Genomic DNA, 18,175 nt, shown 5'->3' with positions numbered 1-18,175 from the left:
GCCGCTCCACAGGCCTCAGGACGAAGCGCTCTGCGCAGACGCCGCCGTCAGCCCGTCGAGCAGGACGCCCACCATCAGGCCGTCGTACGCTCCGGATTCGGTGCGGCTGTCGACGAGGCGGCTCAGCGCATGGATGAGCTCCTTGGCAGGGACGCCGGGGCGGATCGTCCCGTTGGCCGCGCCGGCGTCGAGGATGCGCTGCACTCTCGGCCCGAGGACCCCGATGAACTGCTCCGGCAGGGGAGCATACGCCGGATCGCCCGAGTGCAGCGCCGCCGCCAGGCCGCGCTTGGTGCCGACGAACCGGGCCAGACTCTCGGCCCACAGACGGATCGCCTCAGCGGGAGGATGTTCCGCCGCGAGCCGGTCCGCCTCCGCCGCGGTCGCGTCCAGTTCGCGCCGGAAGACGGCGGTGATCAGGTCCGAGCGCTGCGGGTAGGCGCGGTAGATCGTGCCGACGCCCACGCCCGCGCGCGCGCTGATCTCACGCATGGGCGCATCGACGCCGAGCTCAGCGAAGGCGGACTTGGCCGCTTGCAGCACCGCTTCGGTGTTGCGCACCGCGTCCGCGCGCTTGCGGCGGGGCTCGGCGGTCTCTGGGCCGACGGTCATCGCAGATCCCCCTTTGCAAACGGAACAGCGTTCCGTATAGTTGCGGAAAGGTGTTCCGCTTGTTCGAGCCTATCGCGTTCGAGGTGTGGACACCGGTTGGAGGACACCATGAAGTACCGCGTACTCGGTCGCACCGGCATCCAGGTCTCGCCCTTCGCGCTGGGCGCGATGATGTTCAGCTCGTTCGGCAACAGCGATCAGCAGGAGGTCGACCAGATGGTCGGGCGCGCGCTCGATGCGGGGATCAACCTCGTCGACACCGCCGACGCCTACGGCGACTCCGAGGAGATGGTCGGACGCGCGCTCAAGGGGCGCCGCGACGACGTCATCCTCGCCTCGAAGTTCTCGCGCCCGATCGGCGACGACCCGAACCACCAGGGCGGATCCCGCCGGTGGATCATCACGGCCGTCGAGAATTCGCTGCGTCGACTGCAGACCGACCACCTCGACCTGTACCAGATGCACCGCCCCGACCCGGCGACGGACATCGAAGAGACCCTCTCGGCCCTGACCGACCTGGTCCGCAGCGGAAAGGTGCGCACCATCGGCTCGTCCGACATGCCCGCCTCCGAGATCGTCGAGGCGCAGTGGGCGGCAGAGCGGCGGGGCCTCGAGCGCTTCCGCGTCGAGCAGCCGCACTACTCCCTGCTCGACCGGGGCGTGGAGCGCGAAGTGCTGCCGATGGCCCAGAAATACGGCATGGGCACGGTCATCTGGAGCCCGCTCGCGAGCGGCATGCTCACCGGCCGCGTCCGCCGAGGCCAGGAGAGCGACCTGCGCCGGACCCGGATGTTCGCCGCGCTCCGGGACGAACGCCGCATCGACGCCGTCGAGCAGTTCGTCGCGCTGGCCGAGGACGCCGGCATCCCTCTCACGCACCTCGCCCTCGCCTTCGTCATCGCCCATCCGGGTGTGACGGCAGCGCTCATCGGCCCCCGGACCATGGAGCAGCTCGACGACCTGCTCGCCGCGGCCGACGTGCAGCTCACGGACGACGTCCTGGACCGGATCGACGAGATCGTCCCGCCGGGCACCGGGGTCGGACGGATGGACCAGGAGTACAACACCCTGCCGATCCTCTCCCCCGGACTGCGGCGGCGAGCGCCGCAGGAGCGCTCGGCGGCGTGACGGACGCGGCGTGGCGAGGCAACGGCCTCGCCACGCCGGTGCGCCGGGTGACGTGCGCACCGGGAGCGCCTTAGGCTCGCCCCATGGGCGACACCGCCGTTCCCGACGGACCGCGTGCGCAGCCGGGAGCCGGCGACTCCCCGCGGCTGCAGGCGTTCCTCGTCACACCCGACATGCAGGAGCTGGCCGACTTCGACCTCCGATCCACCCCGGAGATCGTCGCTCGGGCGCGCCGCCACGACCAGTTCGTCTGGCTTCACGTGACCGACCCCGACGAAGAGACCGTCCACGCGGCGCGCGAGACCCTCGGCATCCACCCCATCGCCGCGGCCGACGTGGCATCGGGCCGGCAGCAGCCGAAGGTGCAGAAGTTCGACGAGCATCTCTTCGTGATGCTGTGGAGCATCCTGGACAGCGCCGACGGGGAGGGACTGGTGCTGGGTCAGACGTTCCTGTACATCGGGGACGGGTGGCTGCTCACCGTGCAGCGCGCCGAAGGCGGCAGGCTCACCGACTTGCGCGGGCTGCTGGCGGACGCACCGCCCGAGCTGCGGAACGGCGCGATGCCCGCCGCGTACACGTTCATGGCGGACGTCGTCGACGGGTACGCGAAGGCTGCCGCCGACGTCGAGACGGAACTGCAGAAGCTCGAAGAGCAGGTCTTCAGCGACTCCGTCGACGAGGACCACCGCGAGATCTACCGGGTCCGCAAAGACATCGGCCGGGTCGACCGCGCGGTGTCGAGCATCGCCGCCGCCCTGCGCGAGAGCACCAGTCACCTGGAGTCGCTCACGGTCGGTAAAGAGCACATCGTGCCCTATCTGCACGACCTCCTCGACGACGCGGCGGGCACCGCTGCGCTGATCAACAACCAGAGCAAGGCGCTGGATGCCGTCCTGTCGAGTCACGAGAACAACGTCGCCGCGCGACAGAACAAAGACATGCGCACCATCTCGGCCGTCGCGGCACTGCTCGCTCCGCCGACCCTGATCGCAGGGCTCTACGGGATGAACTTCAAGAACATCCCCCTCGTGCAGTGGGAGTACGGCTGGCTCGCCATCGGCATCGCCATCGTCGCCATCGACGTCGTGATCTACGTCATGTTCAAGCGTCGCCGCTGGCTCTAGCCGGCGGCGCGGCGGGCCGGCTGAACAAGTTGACGAGGTTCCCGTCCGGGTCGTGGAACAGCGCGGACCGGTTGCCCCACGGCATCGTCGAGGGCGGCAGGACGACGTCCGTCAGTTCGGATTCCAGTCGCGCGAACTCGGCGTCGACGTCCGCCACCTCGAACTCGACGATGATCGAGCGGTTCGACGCGGCGAGGAGGGTGTCGCCGAGCATGGCGACGGTCGCCGGACTCGCGATCGCGAGCGTGGCCCCGCCGCCGCCGATCTGGGCGAACACGGGCGCCGGCCGCACCGCGGTCAGCCCGGTCACGCGCTCGTAGAACGCAGCGAGCCGATCGACGTCGTCGGTGATGATGCGGATGGATGCGAACGGCACGGGTACCTCCTGGCGGATGCGGAATCGACGACCACCAGCCTTGCAAGGGCACGCGACACCGTCATGTCGGTGTTCGCCAGGATTCTTCAGACCAGATCCTGGACGACCGAGCGGAGCGTCCCGTATGGGATCTCGAGGTCTTCCCGCCGGAGCCGGCGGGGCTCGGGGCGCTCGTCGGTGACGTGGACCGAGATCATGCGATCGCCGCGGAACGCCCGAACGCCGTCGCGGAGCCGGCACCAGCCGATCAGGTACCACACGCCGTCCCGGCCGATGGAGCCGAGGGGCTCGACCTCGCGCTCGCTCACGCCGCCGGTGCGATCGCGATAGACCAGCCGCACGACCCGGTCGGCCCGAAGCGCCGCCGCGAACTCCGGCGGAACCGGGTCCTCCGCCTCCGGCTCGAGCAGATGGACGCGGGACGCGACCCGCGTGGCGCGGCGGGCATCCTCGTCGGGCATCACCGCGAGCAGCTTCCGCATCGCCGCCCCGGCCGAGTGCCGGAACGGCCCGCGACGCAGGGATCCGAGTCCGATCAGCAGGGCGAGCGCCTCGTCCGGGGTGAAGCCCATCGGACCGAGCGTCGCCGCCGTGTCGATCGCGTAGCCCCCGGTGCGACCGGCCTCGGCCCAGATCGGCACGCCCGACTGCTGCAGAGCGGACAGATCCCTCTCGATCGTCCGCACAGAGACCTCGAACCGCTCGGCCAGCCAACGCGCGCTGCGGCGCTGCGGCGCGACGGCCCGCAGCTCTTCCACGAGCGCATAGAGACGATCGGTGCGGTTCACGCGTCGCCGACCCCTTCCGGATCAGACGACGCGGTAGCCGAGGTACACGAACCCGTTCGCGAAGCGTCGCTGGTCGAACAGCTCCAGGTCCAGGCGCAGGCCCTCGTCCAAGAACCGCGTGCCGCCGCCGACGACCGCGGGGGCGACCACGACGTGCACCTCGTCGAGCACGCCCGCCCGGGCGGCGGCCGAGGCAAGCCGACCTCCGCCGATCGCGACCGGGGCGGGTGAGGCATCCACGAACTCCCGCACTTCTACGGGGTCGAAGATCGGACGCAGCTCGGTGCGCCGCGTGGTCACCGCCCCGAGACTCGACGAGTACACGATCTTGTCGATGTCGCGCCACTGCAGCGCGAACTCGCGCTCGGCGGCGGGGAGGTCATCGAGGGCGAGGTCGTCCCACACCTTCATGACCTCGTACACCTTGCGGCCGTAGAGGTGGACGCGCGCGGGCGCGACCAGCTCGTTGACGAAGGAGTGGACCTCGGCGTCGGGGGTCGCCCAATCCCAGCGGCCGTCCGGACCGGCGATGTAGCCGTCCAGTGACGCGGAGTTGAAGTAGATCAGCGAGCCCACGTCCGGCACGCTACTCCCCGCACCCGACACCCGCGACACCGGTCCTGACGCGGACGCGGAACGGGCGCCCCGCTGTTCGCGGGACGCCCGTTCCTGCGTGCGGAGGGTGAACTCCGGCAGTGTCACCTGCGATCAGCGCCGGGCCACGGACGCCCGGACCGTCGCGCCGACTCCTGCGAGCAGCGCGATGACGCCCGCCACAGCAAGCCACGGCGAAACCCCTCCGCCCGTGGCCGCGAGCGACGCCGACTGCGCTCGGTCCGCCGCCGGGGCGTCCGCGACGGGCGGAAGCGGCGTTTCTGCCGCGGGCGGCTCGGGCACGACGGCCGGCTCGGGCACGACGGCCGGCTCGCCGGTCGGGCACTCATCCGCGGTGGCGGGCTCCACGCTCGTCTCGGTGGTCACGCTGGGCTGCGCAGCCACCCACGCGCCCTGGGAGGAGTTCCACCGCCAGTCCGTCGTGGTGATCGTGCGGGTGCGCGTGTGCGTGGCAGCTTCGCAGTCGAGGTCGGTGATCTGCCACTCGCCGACATCCACTCGCGCCTGCGGCTTCACCGGCGGGTTGCCTTCCTCTTCGCACGTCACCGCTTCGTGCTCGATCGTCTGCGCGGGAACGTAATCGGGGTTGTCGACCTCGATCGTCGGCTCACCCTGAGCGGGAGTCCCCGGCACGATGGTGATGATGGGCTCGAAGAAGAAGTAGCTGGCGCTCCCGTTGCCCTGGTGCACGACGCCGGGCTGATCGCCCTTGGTGTCGTTCGTCACGCCCACCTCGTGCCAGCCGTCGCCCGGCGGCGGAGTCGGAGTGGCCTCGACGGGTCCGCCTGTCCAGTTCCACTTCACGTATCCGGTGACGACTTCCTGATCCGGCGTGGCGGGGACGTAGTCCGGGTTGTCGATCACGATGGTCGGCTCACCGACCGCAGGGATCGTCTCGGTCCAGGCGGGTGACGGCGTACAGACCGGCGGCTCCGTTTCCGCGGCGCCGGCAGCGGACGCGGTGAAACCCGTCAGACCGCTCGCGAGCAGCAGTGCCGCCACAAAGGTGACTTTCTTCCTCATTCTCTCTCCCCTTCCCAGAGCAGCGGTCACGGCGACCGCTGCCGAGCGGTCGCCGATGGGCGCCGACGGCGGAAGAGACGCATAGAGCAATGAGGCGATGCGGGCGCATCAGCCTTCTCCCGAAGAAATCCCCAGTGGCGAACCAGTCGCCGCTCCCCAGCCGCCGTCCTCGTCGTTCCCGCCCCAAGCGGGCCGACGAGGGACCGCGTCACAGGGCAAGACGGGTAGGACGCCGTTTCATGACGCGTAGCCACGGATTTCTCGAGACCGCGAGGCGAGGGCGACCGTGCGTCGTTCGCAGGCGATCCTCAGGTTCGGCTCTTGCGGGAGAGACGGATGCCGCCACTATTGTTTTTCGATAGGTACATGCCGTTTATCGATAGGTGAAGTGATGCAGCGCACGACGATCGTGGTCTTGAAGGTTCTCATCGCCGGGCTGCTCGCCCTGCTGCTGATCTGCCAGATCTTCGTCGTGCCCGCCGTCGCCGCGCAGTCCGCGATCCGGTACTCCGAGATCGCGTACTTCGAGGTTCCCGGGACGATCGTGGGCATCCTCTTCCTGCTCTGCGTGCAGGTGGTGCTGGTCTGCGTGTGGCGGCTGCTGTCGCTCGTGCGCGAAGACAGCATCTTCAGCGACAGCGCCTTTCCCGACGTCGACGTGAGCCTCGCGGCCGTTGCGTTCGCGACCCTGCTCGTGCTGATCGCGCTGGTCGCTCTGAGCTTCACCGGGTTCATGACGCCCTCGATCACCCTGCTGCTGCTCCTCGGCGTCGTGGTGGGCGCCGGCCTGTCGCTGCTGATCGTGGTGCTGCGCGGACTGCTGCGCAAGGCGTCACAGCTCGAGGCCGACCTGTCGGAGGTGGTGTGATGCCGATCATCATCAACCTCGACGTGCAGCTGGCGAAGAAGAAGATGTCGGTCACCGACTTCGCCGCCGCGATCGACATCACGCCCGCCAACGTGTCGGTGCTCAAGAACGGCCGTGCCAAGGCGGTGCGCTTCACGACGCTCGACGCGATCTGCCGTGTGCTGGAGTGCCAGCCCGGCGACATCCTGGAATGGGTGCCCGACGACCACCCGTCCGCCGCCGCGGCCGCGACGGCCTCCGAAGGCGGGGCGGCCGAATGACCGCGGCCCCGCCGGCGCGCCGGTCGCCGGCGTGGAGCGACACGGCGATCGCCCAGCTGCTCGACGTCGTCCGGTGCCCGGTGTGCGCCGGAGGCATCGTGTCGCAGCGTCGCTGCCCCGCGTGCGGCGCCGACTTCGCCGGGCCGATCGGCCGCGACCTGTGGGTCGCGTCGCAGCGCGCGGTCGAAGCGCTCAAGGCGCGCCAGGCCCTACTCGACCGGGTGCCCTCGCGGCCCGTGCCGGCCCCGCCGCCACGACCGCGGTGGCGGGCGCACCCGGGCCGGCGGCATCCATCCCCGCGGCCGGCGCCGGGGGCGTCGGAGTGTCGGGACCGGTCCGCACGGCCGGCCCCATGCCCCCGCCCGGATCGTCGGCGTCGGTGCAGTCGGTGCTGGCAGTCGCGGGCGCAGGACTGGTCGCCGTCGCCGCGCTCGTGTTCACGTTCTTCAACCCCGACCTCGAGGATCCGTGGGCGCGCACGGCGATCATCGGCGCGATCGCGGCGGCGTTCCTGGCCGGCGCGCCGCTGCTCGCCCGCCGTCGGCTGCGGTTCTCGGCCGAGGCGGTCGGTGCGCTCGGAGTCGCGTTCGTCGCGCTCACGGTGACGGCGGCGCTGCCGTTCGCGCTCAACGGGTGGGTGTCGGCGGCGCTGGCCGCGCTGGCCGCAGGCGGAGCGCTCGCACTGCTCGGCCCGCGGGCGGGCATCCGGGTGTGGCTGTGGTGCGGCGTCGTGGCCCTCGCGTTCGTGCCGGTGCTGCTCGGTCTCGGCGGAGGATGGATGCCGGCGGCCACGGCCGGCTGCCTCGCCTCGGCTGCGGCGTCCGGCGCGCTCGTCGCGCGCGTGCCCCGGACTCCGGAGCGGATCACGCTCACCGTCCTGCAGTTCGGCTTCGTCGTGACCGCGATCGCGACGATCCCGTTCCTCTCCGCCGCGACCGCCGCGCCCACAGCGATCCTCGCGTGCACGACATTCGTCGCCATCGCCGCGGTCGCCGTCGCGTCGGCGCAGCACACCGCCGGCGCGGCGTGGAGCGGCATCGCGGGCGCCGCGATCGTCGCCGCCGCGACGTCGTCGACCCTGGAAGCGCTGTCGTCCCCCGCGGCCGCCACGTGGATCGCCGCCCTGCCGACAGCGGCAGGGCTCGGGCTGGTGCTGGTCGGCACGCTGACACCCCTGCACCGCATGGTGTCGCGCGGCGCGCTGTTCATCGGCGCTGTCGCGGTGGTCGCGGCAGTCGCGGTGGCGCCGACGCTCATCGCGCTGCTGGCCCTCACCGCGACCGTCGCCGGCCGCGGTCGGGTGCGGCTGCTCCCCGACGGGGAGTGGGCCATCACGGCGGGCCTCGCCGACCTCGCGCTGACGCTCGCGCTGTTCGCCGCGATCACGCGCGAAGACGCGGCCGACCGGCTTGTGAGCCCGCGGGCGTCGGGCGACGGAGCGGACGCGGTGGCGGCATCCCCTGTCGCCGGGGTCCAGCCGGGCGAGCCCGGTGTCGGCGACGGACCCGGTGGCGCGGGGATGCCGCAGCCGCTCGGGACGCGCTGGCTCGGGTTCCTCGGCGCGTGGTACGCGGCGCTGGCATTCCTGACGGTGCTGACGCTGCCTGAGGTCGAGCCGTGGGCGCGCATCGCGATCGGGCTCACCGCCGCGGTCTGCGCGAGCGCGGTCGTCGTCACGCTGCTGCGGGACGCGTCGGCGGCCGTCCGCATGCCGCTCGTGGCGGGCGCGCACGCGGCGGTGCTGCTGGCCGCCGTGCTGTCGTGGGGCGATCCGACGCTGACGGTGTGGGCGGGTGCCGCCGTGGTCGCGACGATCGGGATGCTCGCCGTCACGGTGCCGCGCAAGGGCCGGTTCGTGCACGTCGGCGCGGGATTCGCGTACGCGCTCGTGGTGCTCGCGACCGCCCTCGGCCGCGCCGGCGCCGACACGATCGTCACCGTCTGCCTCACCACGTGCGCCGCCGGTGCGGTCGCGATCGCCGCGACGTTCGCGCGGCGCGTGCCCGTCCGCGAGTGGTACGCGGTGCTCGTCGTCACCGCGGTGCCCTTCGCGATCGGCGTGGTGCAGGTGGTGTTCGAGCGCAGCGGGTGGACGGCACTGTCGACCGCCGTCATCTTCTGCCTCGCCCTCGCGCTGACGGTCACGACCCGACCCGCCCTGGCGCCCGTGGTGCGCACGATCGCGGCCGCGGCCCTCGTGCCGTCGATCGCCGTCGTTGCCGTGTGCCTCGGAGCGCAGGCGCTGCCCATGAGCGGATCGCCGGTCGTGCTGCCGGTCATCGCCGCGATCGTCGGCGCGACGCTCGCGTCGGGCGACCGCATCGGCCTGGCGCTCGCGCGCCGGCTGCCGCGCACCGCCTGGCACCCGGCCGGGCTCGCGATCGAGGCGTCCGCACTGCTCACGGCGGCCATCGCGGTCGGACTGTCGCTTGTCCGCACATCCGCAGGACTTCCGACGACGCTGCTCGTGCTCGTGATCCTCGGCGTCGGCTTCGCGGCGACCGCGGTGGCCTCGCCCCGCCGGTACGCGTGGCCGCTCGCCGGCGCCGCGTTCACAGGCGCCCTGTGGAGCGCGTGGGGCATCGCGGGCGTGACAGGTCTCGAGCCCTACCTGCTCCCGCCCGCGCTGGGCGCCGCCACCGTCGCCGTCGTGCTGACCGCGCGCGGCCGCCGCGCGACGGGCCTGTACGCCGTCGCGCTCGGCGCGGCGGTCGTCCCGGTGCTGTTCGCCGCGGGACTGGGCCGAGGGGATGCCGTCCCCTCGTGGCTCGCCGACGACAGCGGCAGCCCGGCCCGGGCGTACGCGCTGGTGGCATCGGCCTGGCTGCTGGTGGCGGCATCCCTCGCCCTCTCTCGGGCGACAGCGCCATGGGCACGGCGCCTGCGCGTGCTGCGCACGCCGACCCTCGCCGTCGCCATCGTCGCGTCGGCCGCGGCAGCGGTGCAGGGCGTGCAGTGGGGCACCGGCGCCACTGCGGCGCCGACCGATCCGGCGATCGTCGGCGCGCTGACGTTCGGGCTGATCGGCGCGGGGGCCGCGGCGAGCGCCGCACGGCTGCTGCACCGCCACGCGACGGCAGGCTCGGCGCTCGCGCGCACGCGCTGGCTGGGTGCTCCCGCGGTGCTCATCGCCGGCATCGCCGCCTGGCCGGCGATCGAGCGGGACTGGCTCGTCATCTGGACGATGTGGGGGCTCGCGATCGGGTTCCTGACGCTCATGGTCGCCGTCGCCGTGCGCGGACTGCGCGGTGCGACCGGGCTGCCTCCGGTGTGGTTCCTGTTCGCGGTGTCGTTCGTGACGGCGGTCGTCGCGTGGAGTCCGCGCGACCTGCGCGTGGAGTGGTTCTCACTGCCGCTCGGCGCGTTCCTGCTCGCGGCGGGCGCCGCGGCGATGCGTGGGGACGCGGTGCCACGCACAACCCCGTCTCTGATGGCGTGGCCGACGGGCTGGACCGGATCATGGGCGCTGCTCGCCCCCGGACTCGTCGTGATGCTGAGCGCGTCGGTCGCCGCGACCTACACCGATCCGCGCACGTGGCGGGCGATCCTCGTGATGGCGATCGCCCTCGTCGCGATCCTCGTCGGGGCGACGCGCCGGCTCGCCGCGCCGTTCGTCATCGGGATCGTCGTGCTGCCGGTCGAGAACGTGCTCGCCTTCGTGGTGCAGATCGGCCGTGGCATCGAGGCGATGCCGTGGTGGATCACGCTGTCGGTCGTCGGCGCCGTGCTGCTCATCATCGCCGTCGCGTACGAGCGCCGGGCCGACGGCGGATCGGGTCTCACAGCGCGCCTGCGCGACCTCTCGTGACGGGCGTCACGAGCCGAGGGTCACGTCGACCTGGATCTCGGTCGCGAGACGCTCCAGCTCGGCGGTGAGGGCGTCGAGATCGACGGATGCCGGCACGCGGGCCTCGACCCTCGCCTCGAAGAGCCTGCCGCCGTACATCGCGGCGTCCGTCGTGCGGGTCGACATGCGGTCGATCGTGACGCCGTGCGCGGTCAGCACCGCGCTGATGTCACGCACGATGCCGGCGCGGTCGTTGCCGACGACCTCGAGGGCCAGCGGACGGCTGCCGGTGGCGATGCGAACGGCCTCGGCGCCGGGGTGGACGGTGACCTTCAGGAGTCCCTCGAGCGACGACAGCGCAGCGCGCAGGGCATCGGCGCGCTCGGGGGCGACCGAGACCTCGATGATGCCCGCGAAGGCTCCCGACAGCTCGGCGAGCTGGCTGGTCTCCCAGTTGCCGCCGTGCGCGCCGACGACGTCGGCCACCGCTGCGACGAGTCCGGACCGGTCGTCGCCGACCACGGTGAGCACGAGCGTCGTCATGGCCTCACTGTACCGAGGCGGTCACCGCGGAGCGAGGGCGTCGCCGACCGGGAACGGCAGCGAGAAGCGCTCGGGGTTCGCTCCCACGGCCGAGGCCGCGCCGTATTCGTCGTCGACCACGACGACGCCCCGCGGGCTCGCCTCGCCGATGCGCACCGGCCGCTCCGAGCCGTCGGGCAGGCGCAGCGTCCACCGGTCCGCCAGATAGCCGATGCCGAGCTCTTCGAGCAGCTCCTCCGCGTCGAGCCAGTCCATCGGCGCACCGTCGCCGGGCGTGCGGTCGCGGCCGAGCAGGTCGAACACGCGGAACCCCTCGCCGTCGGCGCACATCCATCCCAGCACCTCGCCGTCGGGGCGCCGGTGCTCGATCCAGTCCTCGGGCAGCATCCGTCGAGCGTAGCGGTCCCGGCGGGCGCGGTTCTCCACATCCCGGGCCGTCACACGCGCCACGGGACGGCATCCCGGTAGTCTCCAGGGGAGGCGGCCGCGAGGGGAATCGCGGCCCGGATCTGGGGATTCGTATGGCCACATTCGGCACGCCCGCACCCGGGCCCCACAGACGGCGCCGCGGGCGGGTGTTCGCCGGAATCGCGATCGCGGTGGTGGTGCTCGCCGCTGTCGCCGGCACGGTCACCGCCATCTCGATGGCGCGAGCGGGAGCGGGCGCCGCACGCGACGCCGTCCCGACGAGCACCGTCACCCCGACCCCGACACCCACGCCGGCTCCGCTCACCCCCGAAGAGCAGCTGCTCGCGACGACGACCGATCCGGCCGCGTGCGCGGTCAGCTTCGCGGGCGACGGCATCACCGACGCGCCGCAGCTGCAGGTCCAGGGCGCGCTGTACGCGGGCCTGCCGATCCCCGCTCGCGACGGCCTCGTGTTCGCGGGGTGGTACGCGACGCCGGCGGACGCCGCGGCACTCTCGATCCCGGGGCGGGTCAACGGGTCCGAACCCGTCTCCTGCATCGACCAGCGCGTCACCCTCAACGCCGCGTGGGTCAGCCCCGAGCAGAACGCGGCCGAGGACGCCCGCATCCCGATCCTCATGTACCACCAGTTCACGGTGAAGCCCGAGGGCGAGAGCGGCTGGCTGCGCGGCAACTACGCCTACATCGGCGACTTCGACGCCCACATGAACCACATCGCGACCGGCGGCTTCTACCTGCCCACGTGGGACGAGCTGTCGGCGTTCATCGACGGGCGGCTGTTCCTTCCGAACCACTCCGTGATCGTCACCGACGACGACGCCGACCAGTCGTGGTTCGACCTGGCGGTGCCCGTGGTCGACAAGTACCGGGTGCTGGCGACGTCGTTCATGATCACCGCCTACCGGCAGGACCCGGCGCCGAGCACATACGTGCTGCGCCGCTCTCACACCCACGGCATGCACCAGGCCGGCGACAACGGCAAGGGGCGCATGGTCAACTGGACCGCCGATCAGATCGCCGCCGACCTCGAGACCTCGGCCGGCATCCTCGGCGTCAAGGAGGTCATCGCGTACCCGTACGGCCACTACAACGACACCGCGAAGCAGGGGGTCGCACAGGCCGGCTTCGAGATGGCCCGCACGATCGAGCCGGGCTACGTCACGATCGGCACCGACAAGCTCGCCCTGCCGGTGCAGCGCGTCAATTACGGCATGGGGCTGGACGCCCTCATCGGCATGATCGGATGAGTGGATGCCGGGCCCCCGGCATCCACAGGACTACAGCTCTCCGGGGGCCGTGGCCTGCGCGTCGAGCTCTTCGACGAATCCGCGCGCCGGGGATGCCGAGGCGCCGGCCTTGCGCGGCGCGTAGACGACGAGCGAGTGGAACACGAAGCGCACGAAGAACGCGAGGACGAGCGTGATGGCCGTCGCGACGACCGCCGACACGTGGCCGCCAGACACCATGAGCGCCACGATCGGGATGCGGATGACGGCTTCGGCGTTGTTGAACGCGAACGACTTCGCGAACCGCTGCCACACGCCCGACGCGTTCTCGCGCATGTCCTGGAAGACGAACCGCTCCTGCAGCAGGAAGTTGCCGACGATCGTGACTTCGGCGGCGATCACCGCTGCGACGATGTAGTCGACGCCCAGGTGCGTCAGGGCCCACACGATGGCGACGTTGGCGATCGCGCCGAGCCCGCCGATGATGGCGAACAGCGACATCTTGCCGAACCGCAGCGCCGTCAGCTGCGTGAGGAAGTGCACGCCCTGGCGCACCGACGCCTTCGACTCGCCGGCGTGCCGGTCGGCGAAGTCGAAGGGCACCTCCGCGACCCGCATGGGGCGTCGCGCGAGGATCTCGAGCAGGATCTTGAACCCACGCGGCTTCAGTTGCGCATCGTCGACCGTGCGGCGGTCCACGAGGAAGAAGCCGGTCATCGGGTCGGAGACGTCTTTGAGCCGGATCGGGAACATCGCGCGCGTGAGCGCCGTCGCCCCCTTCGACACGAGCACCCGCGTGCGGTCGGCCAGCCCCTCGGCCGTGCCGCCGCCGGCGTACCGCGACGCGATCACGACGTCCACGTCGCCGCGTGCGAAGCGCCGCCACAGCGCGGGGATCTCTTCGGGCGGGTGCTGCAGATCGCCGTCCATCACGAGGCACGCGTCCGACGCGGCGGCCGCGAATCCCGCCATGACGGCCCCGCCCAGCCCGCCGGTCGGGTGCTCCCGGTGCAGCAGCCGGATCGGAAGAGGGGATGCCTCATCCGCCGCCCGCTCGGCCGCCACGCGATCCGCGACCTCGCCGATGACGTCGGGGGTGGCATCCGTCGAGTCGTCGACGAAGACGATCTCGGCATCGATGCCGGCACCGTCGACGGCTGCCGCGACGCGACGAACGAGCTCCTCGATGTTGGGAGCCTCATTGAACGTCGGAACCACGATCGACAAGAGCATCGCCGCACATCTTTCCACGCGCACCTGAACGGCCGGTTGCGTGTACAGGCAACCCTGGGCATACGCCCGGCCGGCACCTGGTTTCGGCGCCCGCCCAGGCGGGGCGCGAGACAATGGAGGCATGACCTCCCCCTCGGACTCCACCATCACGATGTTCGGCGCCGACTGGTGCCGTGACTGCATCCGCACGAAGAAGCAGCTCGACGAGCTCGGCATCTCGTACACCTACGTCGACCTCGTCGCCGACCCGGCCGCCGCCGACGTCGCGCGCGACATCTCCGGCCGCACCAACATCCCCGTGGTCGTGTACCCGGACGCCTCGCACCACGTCGAGCCGTCGAACGCCGACGTCGAGGCCAAGCTGCGCGAGCTCTCCCTCATCTGACGCTGTTCGTCGCGCGGGCGTTTCGTCTCGCTCGTTCCTCGCTCGCTCAACGACCGGGTGCCGGTCGTTGAGCGGAGGGCGCTCTGCCCCCCCGCAGACGAAACGCCTCGCCGGGCGGCCCTCCACCGGGTGTGCCGGTCGTTGAGCGGAGGGCGCTCTGGCGCCCCGCAGACGAAACGCCTCCCCGGGCGGTCGGCCCTCCACCGGGTGTGCCGGTCGTTGAGCCGAGGGCGCTCTGACGCCCGCAGACGAAACGCCTCCCCGGGCCGTCGGCCCTCCACCGGGTGTGCCGGTCGTTGAGCGGAGGGCGCTCTGGCGCCCGCAGACGAAACGCCTCGCCCGGCGGTCGGCCCTCCACCGGGTGTGCCGGTCGTTGAGCCGAGGGCGCTCTGACGCCCGCAGACGAAACGCCTCGCCCGGCGGTCGGCCTGCACCGGGTGTGCCGGTCGTTGAGCCGAGGGCGCTCTGACGCCCGCAGACGAAACGCCTCGCCCGGCGGTCGGCCTGCCGTGACGGCATCCCGTCTCCTAGGCTGAGGCCGTGAGCGTCGAACGCAACACCCGCGAGATCGAGGGAACGGTCGTCACCGACTTCGACGACCGCATGAGCTACGGCGGGTACCTCGATCTCGAGACGCTGCTGTCGGCCCAGCGGCCGCTGAGCGACCCCGAGCACCATGACGAGCTGCTGTTCATCGTGCAGCACCAGACCACCGAGCTGTGGCTGAAGCTGGTTCTGCACGAGCTCGCAGCGGCGTGCCGGCTGCTGCGCAAGGACCAGCTCGCCCCCGCCCTCAAGTGCATCGCGCGCGTCAAGCACATCCAGAAGACGCTCACCGAGCAGTGGTCGGTGCTGGCGACGCTCACTCCGGCCGAGTACGCGCAGTTCCGCGGCGTGCTCGGCAATGCGAGCGGCTTCCAGTCCGCGCAGTACCGGGCGGTGGAGTTCACGCTCGGCAACAAGAACGCCGCGATGCTGCGGGTTTTCGCGTCGGATGCCGCGGCCCACGCGCTCGTCGAGCAGGCGCTGCAGGCACCCAGCCTGTACGACGAGTTCCTGCGGCTGCTCGCCCGCACCGGCTATCCGATCCCGGAATCGGTCCTGGAACGCGACGTGACGAAGGCGTGGACGTACACCCCCGAGCTCGTGCCCGTGTTCACCGAGGTCTACCGCGATCCGCAGACGCACTGGGCGGCGTACGAGACGTGCGAGGAGCTCGTCGACCTGGAAGACAACTTCCAGCTGTGGCGCTTCCGCCACCTCAAGACCGTCGAGCGCATCATCGGCCAGAAGATCGGCACCGGCGGCTCCAGCGGCGTCCCGTTCCTGCAGCGGGCGCTCGACCTCACCTTCTTCCCCGAGCTGTACGCCGTGCGGACGGAGCTGTGATGCACGGCGACCCCTTCGCGCTGCGCGAGCTGCTCGGTCCCGACGCGGCACTGTGCCGGCGTGCGATCACCGGCGAGCACGGTGTCTCGCTGCCGCCGTTCACCGACCACCACGTGCACCTGCACCTCATCGACGAGCACTCCCTCGCGCCCGGCGGCATCGCAGCGGTCGTCGACCTCGGCGGCGACCCGGTTGCGCTCGCACAGCGCCCCGCGGACGCCATTCCGCGGGTGGCATACGCCGGCGCCTTCCTCACCGCGCCGGGCGGCTACCCGGCCGGGCGGCCGTGGGCGCCGCCGCAGATCGTGCGCGAGATCACCGACTCGTCGACGCACCCCGGGGTTCCGGGCGGCGCCGCGACGGCGGTGGACGAGCAGGCGTCGTTCGGGGCATCCGTCATCAAGGTCGCGCTCAACAGCGTCACCGGCCCGGTCCCCGATGCCGAGACCCTCGCGGCGATCGTCGCCACGGCCCGCGACCGCGGACTCCCGGTCGTCGCGCACGCCGAAGGCGAAGGGATGCCGCAGCTCGCTGCCGCGGCGGGCGTCGACGCGTTCGCGCACACGCCGTTCGACGGGTTCGTCGGCCGTGCCTTCATCGCGCATGCGGTGGCGGCGGGGCAGGTGTGGATCTCGACCCTGGCGATCCACGAGGGCCGGCCCGAGGCCGCCGAGGCCGCCCGGCTCAACCTGGCGGGCTTCGCCGCCGCCGGTGGGCGCGTGCTGTACGGCACCGACCTGGGCAACGGCGACCGGCCCGTCGGCATCATCGCCGAGGAGGTCGCCGAACTCGACCGCGCGGGCGTCCGCGGCGCCGCGCTCATCGCGGCCATGGCCGATCCCTGGCCGGCCGCCGCGCCGCCGTCGGGCGTGTCGACGTTCGTGCCCGGGGATCCGCCCGCACGGCTCGACGAGGTCGCCGCGTGGCTGCGCGGAGCCACGGTCGTCCCCAGCGAGGAGCTGATCCATGACGAGTGCTGAGACCGTGGCCGTCGAGACGCTCGCGGACGAGGCATCCGCTCTCGACTCCGCCGACCCGCTGCGCGAGTACCGCGACCGGTTCGTCGGTGCCGAGAGCTCGCTCGTGTACTTCGACGGCAACTCGCTCGGACGCCCGCTGCGGGCGTCGGTGGACCGCCTCGCCCGATTCGCGCAGGACGAGTGGGGCGGGCGGCTCATCCGCGGCTGGGACGAGTCGTGGATGCAGCTGCCCTTCGACATCGGCGACGCCCTCGGGCGCACCGCCCTCGGCGCAGCGCCCGGGCAGACGGTGATCGGCGACTCCACCACCGTGCTGCTGTACAAGCTCGTGCGCGCCGCCTTCGACGCCGCCGTGGCCGCCGACCCCGCGCGCGTCGAGATCGTGGTGGACCGCGACAACTTCCCCACCGACCGCTACCTCGTCGAGGGCATCGCCGCGGAGCGGGGCGGGACGGTGCGCTGGATCGACGTGACACTGGACGCCGGCGTCGACGCCGCGTCGCTGCGCCGTGCGGTGGGTGCCTCGACCGCGGTGGTCGTGCTGTCGCACGTCGCGTACCGCTCCGGATTCCTCGCGGATGCCGCGACCCTCACCCGCATCGCGCACGATGCCGGCGCGCTCATCGTGTGGGACCTGTGCCACTCCGCGGGCTCGGTGCCCGTGCAGGCCGACGCCTGGGACTTCGACCTCGCCGTCGGCTGCACGTACAAGTACCTGAACGGCGGCCCGGGGTCGCCGGCCTTCGCGTACGTCGCGACCCGCCTGCAGGACCGGCTCGTGCAGCCCGTCCAAGGGTGGATGGGCACGGCCGACGTGTTCGCGATGGAACCCGCGTACCAGCCGGCACCCGGGACGCGCCGCTTCCTGTCGGGTACGCCGCCGATCGTCGGCATGCTCGCGATGCAGGACACGATCGCGCTGCTGGACGAGGTCGGCATCAGGGCGGTGCGCGACAAGTCCGTCGCGCTCACGTCGTTCGCCGTGCGTGTGGCCGATGCGCTGCTCGCCCCTCTCGGCGTGGTCGTGGCGTCGCCGCGCGACCCCTCCGCGCGCGGCGGACACGTCACGCTGTCGCATCCGGCGATGCGCGCCGTGACCGCGCGGCTGTGGACGCAGGACGTCATCCCCGACTACCGCGACCCCGGCGGCCTGCGCATCGGCCTGTCGCCCCTGTCGACGTCATTCGCCGAGACGCTCGCCGGCCTCCGCGCGGTCGAGGCGGCGCTGCGCGCCGAGGCCTGAGGCGAGGCGGGGCGGTCCGCGGGCGGTTGTCGGCGCCATCCCGGGTCGTTCCTGGCGACTCGCCACGAACGACCGGACCACGCCGCAGTTCCTGGCGACTCGCCAGCACAGCCGACGGGCAGCAGTCTGTGGCGAGTCGCCAAGAACGACCGGACGACGCCGC

At 72.0% G+C, this 18,175-nt stretch carries 18 protein-coding genes; 10 read left to right on the top strand and 8 right to left on the bottom strand.

Annotated features, from left to right (window positions below; translation table 11 throughout):
* Positions 1 to 15: 15 nt before the first annotated feature.
* The gene (locus JNB62_RS14595) at positions 16 to 612 is read right to left on the bottom strand and encodes a TetR/AcrR family transcriptional regulator (RefSeq protein WP_220301631.1); all 597 of its coding nucleotides are present in this window, start codon (positions 610 to 612) and stop codon (positions 16 to 18) included.
* A gap of 108 nt (positions 613 to 720) precedes the next feature.
* Here JNB62_RS14595 and JNB62_RS14590 point away from each other — a divergent pair, with 108 nt between their 5' ends.
* Together JNB62_RS14590 and JNB62_RS14585 are read left to right on the top strand one after the other, a co-directional pair.
* The gene (locus JNB62_RS14590; RefSeq protein WP_220301630.1) at positions 721 to 1,740 is read left to right on the top strand and encodes an aldo/keto reductase; all 1,020 of its coding nucleotides are present in this window, start codon (positions 721 to 723) and stop codon (positions 1,738 to 1,740) included.
* A gap of 83 nt (positions 1,741 to 1,823) precedes the next feature.
* On the top strand, positions 1,824 to 2,867 hold the full coding sequence (locus JNB62_RS14585) for a CorA family divalent cation transporter (RefSeq protein WP_220301629.1): 1,044 nt from the start codon (positions 1,824 to 1,826) through the stop codon (positions 2,865 to 2,867).
* On the opposite strand, the gene JNB62_RS14580 is transcribed toward JNB62_RS14585, so the two are convergent.
* From JNB62_RS14580 to JNB62_RS14565, 4 genes are all read right to left on the bottom strand, one after another.
* Complete coding sequence (locus JNB62_RS14580; RefSeq protein ID WP_220301628.1) at positions 2,845 to 3,243, bottom strand: VOC family protein; 399 nt, start codon at positions 3,241 to 3,243, stop codon at positions 2,845 to 2,847. The two genes, JNB62_RS14585 and JNB62_RS14580, sit on opposite strands and share 23 nt — an antisense overlap.
* A gap of 86 nt (positions 3,244 to 3,329) precedes the next feature.
* Complete coding sequence (locus tag JNB62_RS14575) at positions 3,330 to 4,031, bottom strand: helix-turn-helix transcriptional regulator (protein ID WP_220301627.1); 702 nt, start codon at positions 4,029 to 4,031, stop codon at positions 3,330 to 3,332.
* 21 nt (positions 4,032 to 4,052) lie between these two features.
* Positions 4,053 to 4,607 carry a dihydrofolate reductase family protein gene (locus tag JNB62_RS14570; protein WP_220301626.1) on the bottom strand — a complete coding sequence of 185 codons (555 nt, stop codon included), beginning with the start codon at positions 4,605 to 4,607 and terminating at the stop codon, positions 4,053 to 4,055.
* Positions 4,608 to 4,739: 132 nt separating this feature from the next.
* Positions 4,740 to 5,669, bottom strand: coding sequence for a hypothetical protein (locus tag JNB62_RS14565; RefSeq protein ID WP_220301625.1), 930 nt, complete (start codon positions 5,667 to 5,669; stop codon positions 4,740 to 4,742).
* 391 nt (positions 5,670 to 6,060) lie between these two features.
* Between JNB62_RS14565 and JNB62_RS14560 the strand changes: the two genes are divergently transcribed.
* From JNB62_RS14560 to JNB62_RS14550, 3 genes are all read left to right on the top strand, one after another.
* On the top strand, positions 6,061 to 6,537 hold the full coding sequence (locus JNB62_RS14560) for a DUF2975 domain-containing protein (RefSeq protein ID WP_220301624.1): 477 nt from the start codon (positions 6,061 to 6,063) through the stop codon (positions 6,535 to 6,537).
* On the top strand, positions 6,537 to 6,797 hold the full coding sequence (locus JNB62_RS14555) for a helix-turn-helix domain-containing protein (protein ID WP_220301623.1): 261 nt from the start codon (positions 6,537 to 6,539) through the stop codon (positions 6,795 to 6,797). Before JNB62_RS14560 ends, JNB62_RS14555 begins: the two co-directional genes overlap by 1 nt.
* 352 nt (positions 6,798 to 7,149) lie before the next feature.
* Positions 7,150 to 10,605 (top strand): SCO7613 C-terminal domain-containing membrane protein, encoded by a 3,456-nt coding sequence (locus tag JNB62_RS14550; RefSeq protein ID WP_220301622.1) that lies wholly within the window; start codon positions 7,150 to 7,152, stop codon positions 10,603 to 10,605.
* Between the two features lie 6 nt (positions 10,606 to 10,611).
* On the opposite strand, the gene JNB62_RS14545 is transcribed toward JNB62_RS14550, so the two are convergent.
* On the bottom strand, positions 10,612 to 11,127 hold the full coding sequence (locus JNB62_RS14545) for a glycine cleavage system protein R (protein ID WP_220301621.1): 516 nt from the start codon (positions 11,125 to 11,127) through the stop codon (positions 10,612 to 10,614).
* A gap of 21 nt (positions 11,128 to 11,148) precedes the next feature.
* Positions 11,149 to 11,514 carry a hypothetical protein gene (locus JNB62_RS14540; RefSeq protein WP_220301620.1) on the bottom strand — a complete coding sequence of 122 codons (366 nt, stop codon included), beginning with the start codon at positions 11,512 to 11,514 and terminating at the stop codon, positions 11,149 to 11,151.
* 134 nt (positions 11,515 to 11,648) lie between these two features.
* On the opposite strand from JNB62_RS14540, the gene JNB62_RS14535 reads away from it, so the two are divergent.
* Entirely contained in the window at positions 11,649 to 12,803 is a 1,155-nt protein-coding gene (locus JNB62_RS14535) for a polysaccharide deacetylase family protein (protein ID WP_220301619.1), read from the top strand.
* A 30-nt stretch (positions 12,804 to 12,833) separates the two neighbouring features.
* On the opposite strand, the gene JNB62_RS14530 is transcribed toward JNB62_RS14535, so the two are convergent.
* Entirely contained in the window at positions 12,834 to 14,015 is a 1,182-nt protein-coding gene (locus JNB62_RS14530; RefSeq protein ID WP_220301618.1) for a glycosyltransferase, read from the bottom strand.
* A gap of 121 nt (positions 14,016 to 14,136) precedes the next feature.
* On the opposite strand from JNB62_RS14530, the gene JNB62_RS14525 reads away from it, so the two are divergent.
* The 4 genes from JNB62_RS14525 to JNB62_RS14510 all read left to right on the top strand — a co-directional run bounded on the left by JNB62_RS14525 (position 14,137) and on the right by JNB62_RS14510 (position 18,012).
* On the top strand, positions 14,137 to 14,400 hold the full coding sequence (locus tag JNB62_RS14525) for a glutaredoxin family protein (protein WP_220301617.1): 264 nt from the start codon (positions 14,137 to 14,139) through the stop codon (positions 14,398 to 14,400).
* A 540-nt stretch (positions 14,401 to 14,940) separates the two neighbouring features.
* Positions 14,941 to 15,789 (top strand): tryptophan 2,3-dioxygenase, encoded by an 849-nt coding sequence (gene kynA, locus JNB62_RS14520; RefSeq protein ID WP_220301616.1) that lies wholly within the window; start codon positions 14,941 to 14,943, stop codon positions 15,787 to 15,789.
* A complete protein-coding gene (locus JNB62_RS14515) occupies positions 15,789 to 16,769 on the top strand; it encodes a hypothetical protein (protein ID WP_220301615.1) in 981 nt (326 codons plus the stop codon). The genes kynA and JNB62_RS14515 overlap by 1 nt, the downstream gene beginning before the upstream one ends.
* Positions 16,756 to 18,012, top strand: a complete 1,257-nt coding sequence (locus JNB62_RS14510; protein ID WP_220301614.1) for a kynureninase — start codon at positions 16,756 to 16,758, stop codon at positions 18,010 to 18,012. Before JNB62_RS14515 ends, JNB62_RS14510 begins: the two co-directional genes overlap by 14 nt.
* Positions 18,013 to 18,175 lie beyond the last annotated feature (163 nt).

The organism is Microbacterium jejuense, from assembly GCF_019511665.1.
GTDB classification, from domain to species: domain Bacteria; phylum Actinomycetota; class Actinomycetes; order Actinomycetales; family Microbacteriaceae; genus Microbacterium; species Microbacterium jejuense_A.
The sequence above is the reverse complement of the archived record's forward strand: the minus strand, read 5'-3'. Positions and strand labels throughout refer to the sequence as shown.

What these genes read in the sequence shown, in the direction of transcription:
- JNB62_RS14565 (WP_220301625.1), bottom strand. Translation starts at nt 5,669, where the DNA reads ATGAGGAAGAAAGTCACCTTTGTGGCGGCACTGCTGCTCGCGAGCGGT.
- JNB62_RS14560 (WP_220301624.1), top strand. Translation starts at nt 6,061, where the DNA reads ATGCAGCGCACGACGATCGTGGTCTTGAAGGTTCTCATCGCCGGGCTG.
- JNB62_RS14540 (WP_220301620.1), bottom strand. Translation starts at nt 11,514, where the DNA reads ATGCTGCCCGAGGACTGGATCGAGCACCGGCGCCCCGACGGCGAGGTG.
- JNB62_RS14585 (WP_220301629.1), top strand. Translation starts at nt 1,824, where the DNA reads ATGGGCGACACCGCCGTTCCCGACGGACCGCGTGCGCAGCCGGGAGCC.
- JNB62_RS14530 (WP_220301618.1), bottom strand. Translation starts at nt 14,015, where the DNA reads ATGCTCTTGTCGATCGTGGTTCCGACGTTCAATGAGGCTCCCAACATC.
- JNB62_RS14515 (WP_220301615.1), top strand. Translation starts at nt 15,789, where the DNA reads ATGCACGGCGACCCCTTCGCGCTGCGCGAGCTGCTCGGTCCCGACGCG.
- JNB62_RS14555 (WP_220301623.1), top strand. Translation starts at nt 6,537, where the DNA reads ATGCCGATCATCATCAACCTCGACGTGCAGCTGGCGAAGAAGAAGATG.
- JNB62_RS14545 (WP_220301621.1), bottom strand. Translation starts at nt 11,127, where the DNA reads ATGACGACGCTCGTGCTCACCGTGGTCGGCGACGACCGGTCCGGACTC.
- JNB62_RS14550 (WP_220301622.1), top strand. Translation starts at nt 7,150, where the DNA reads ATGCCCCCGCCCGGATCGTCGGCGTCGGTGCAGTCGGTGCTGGCAGTC.
- JNB62_RS14525 (WP_220301617.1), top strand. Translation starts at nt 14,137, where the DNA reads ATGACCTCCCCCTCGGACTCCACCATCACGATGTTCGGCGCCGACTGG.
- JNB62_RS14535 (WP_220301619.1), top strand. Translation starts at nt 11,649, where the DNA reads ATGGCCACATTCGGCACGCCCGCACCCGGGCCCCACAGACGGCGCCGC.
- JNB62_RS14595 (WP_220301631.1), bottom strand. Translation starts at nt 612, where the DNA reads ATGACCGTCGGCCCAGAGACCGCCGAGCCCCGCCGCAAGCGCGCGGAC.
- JNB62_RS14590 (WP_220301630.1), top strand. Translation starts at nt 721, where the DNA reads ATGAAGTACCGCGTACTCGGTCGCACCGGCATCCAGGTCTCGCCCTTC.
- JNB62_RS14510 (WP_220301614.1), top strand. Translation starts at nt 16,756, where the DNA reads ATGACGAGTGCTGAGACCGTGGCCGTCGAGACGCTCGCGGACGAGGCA.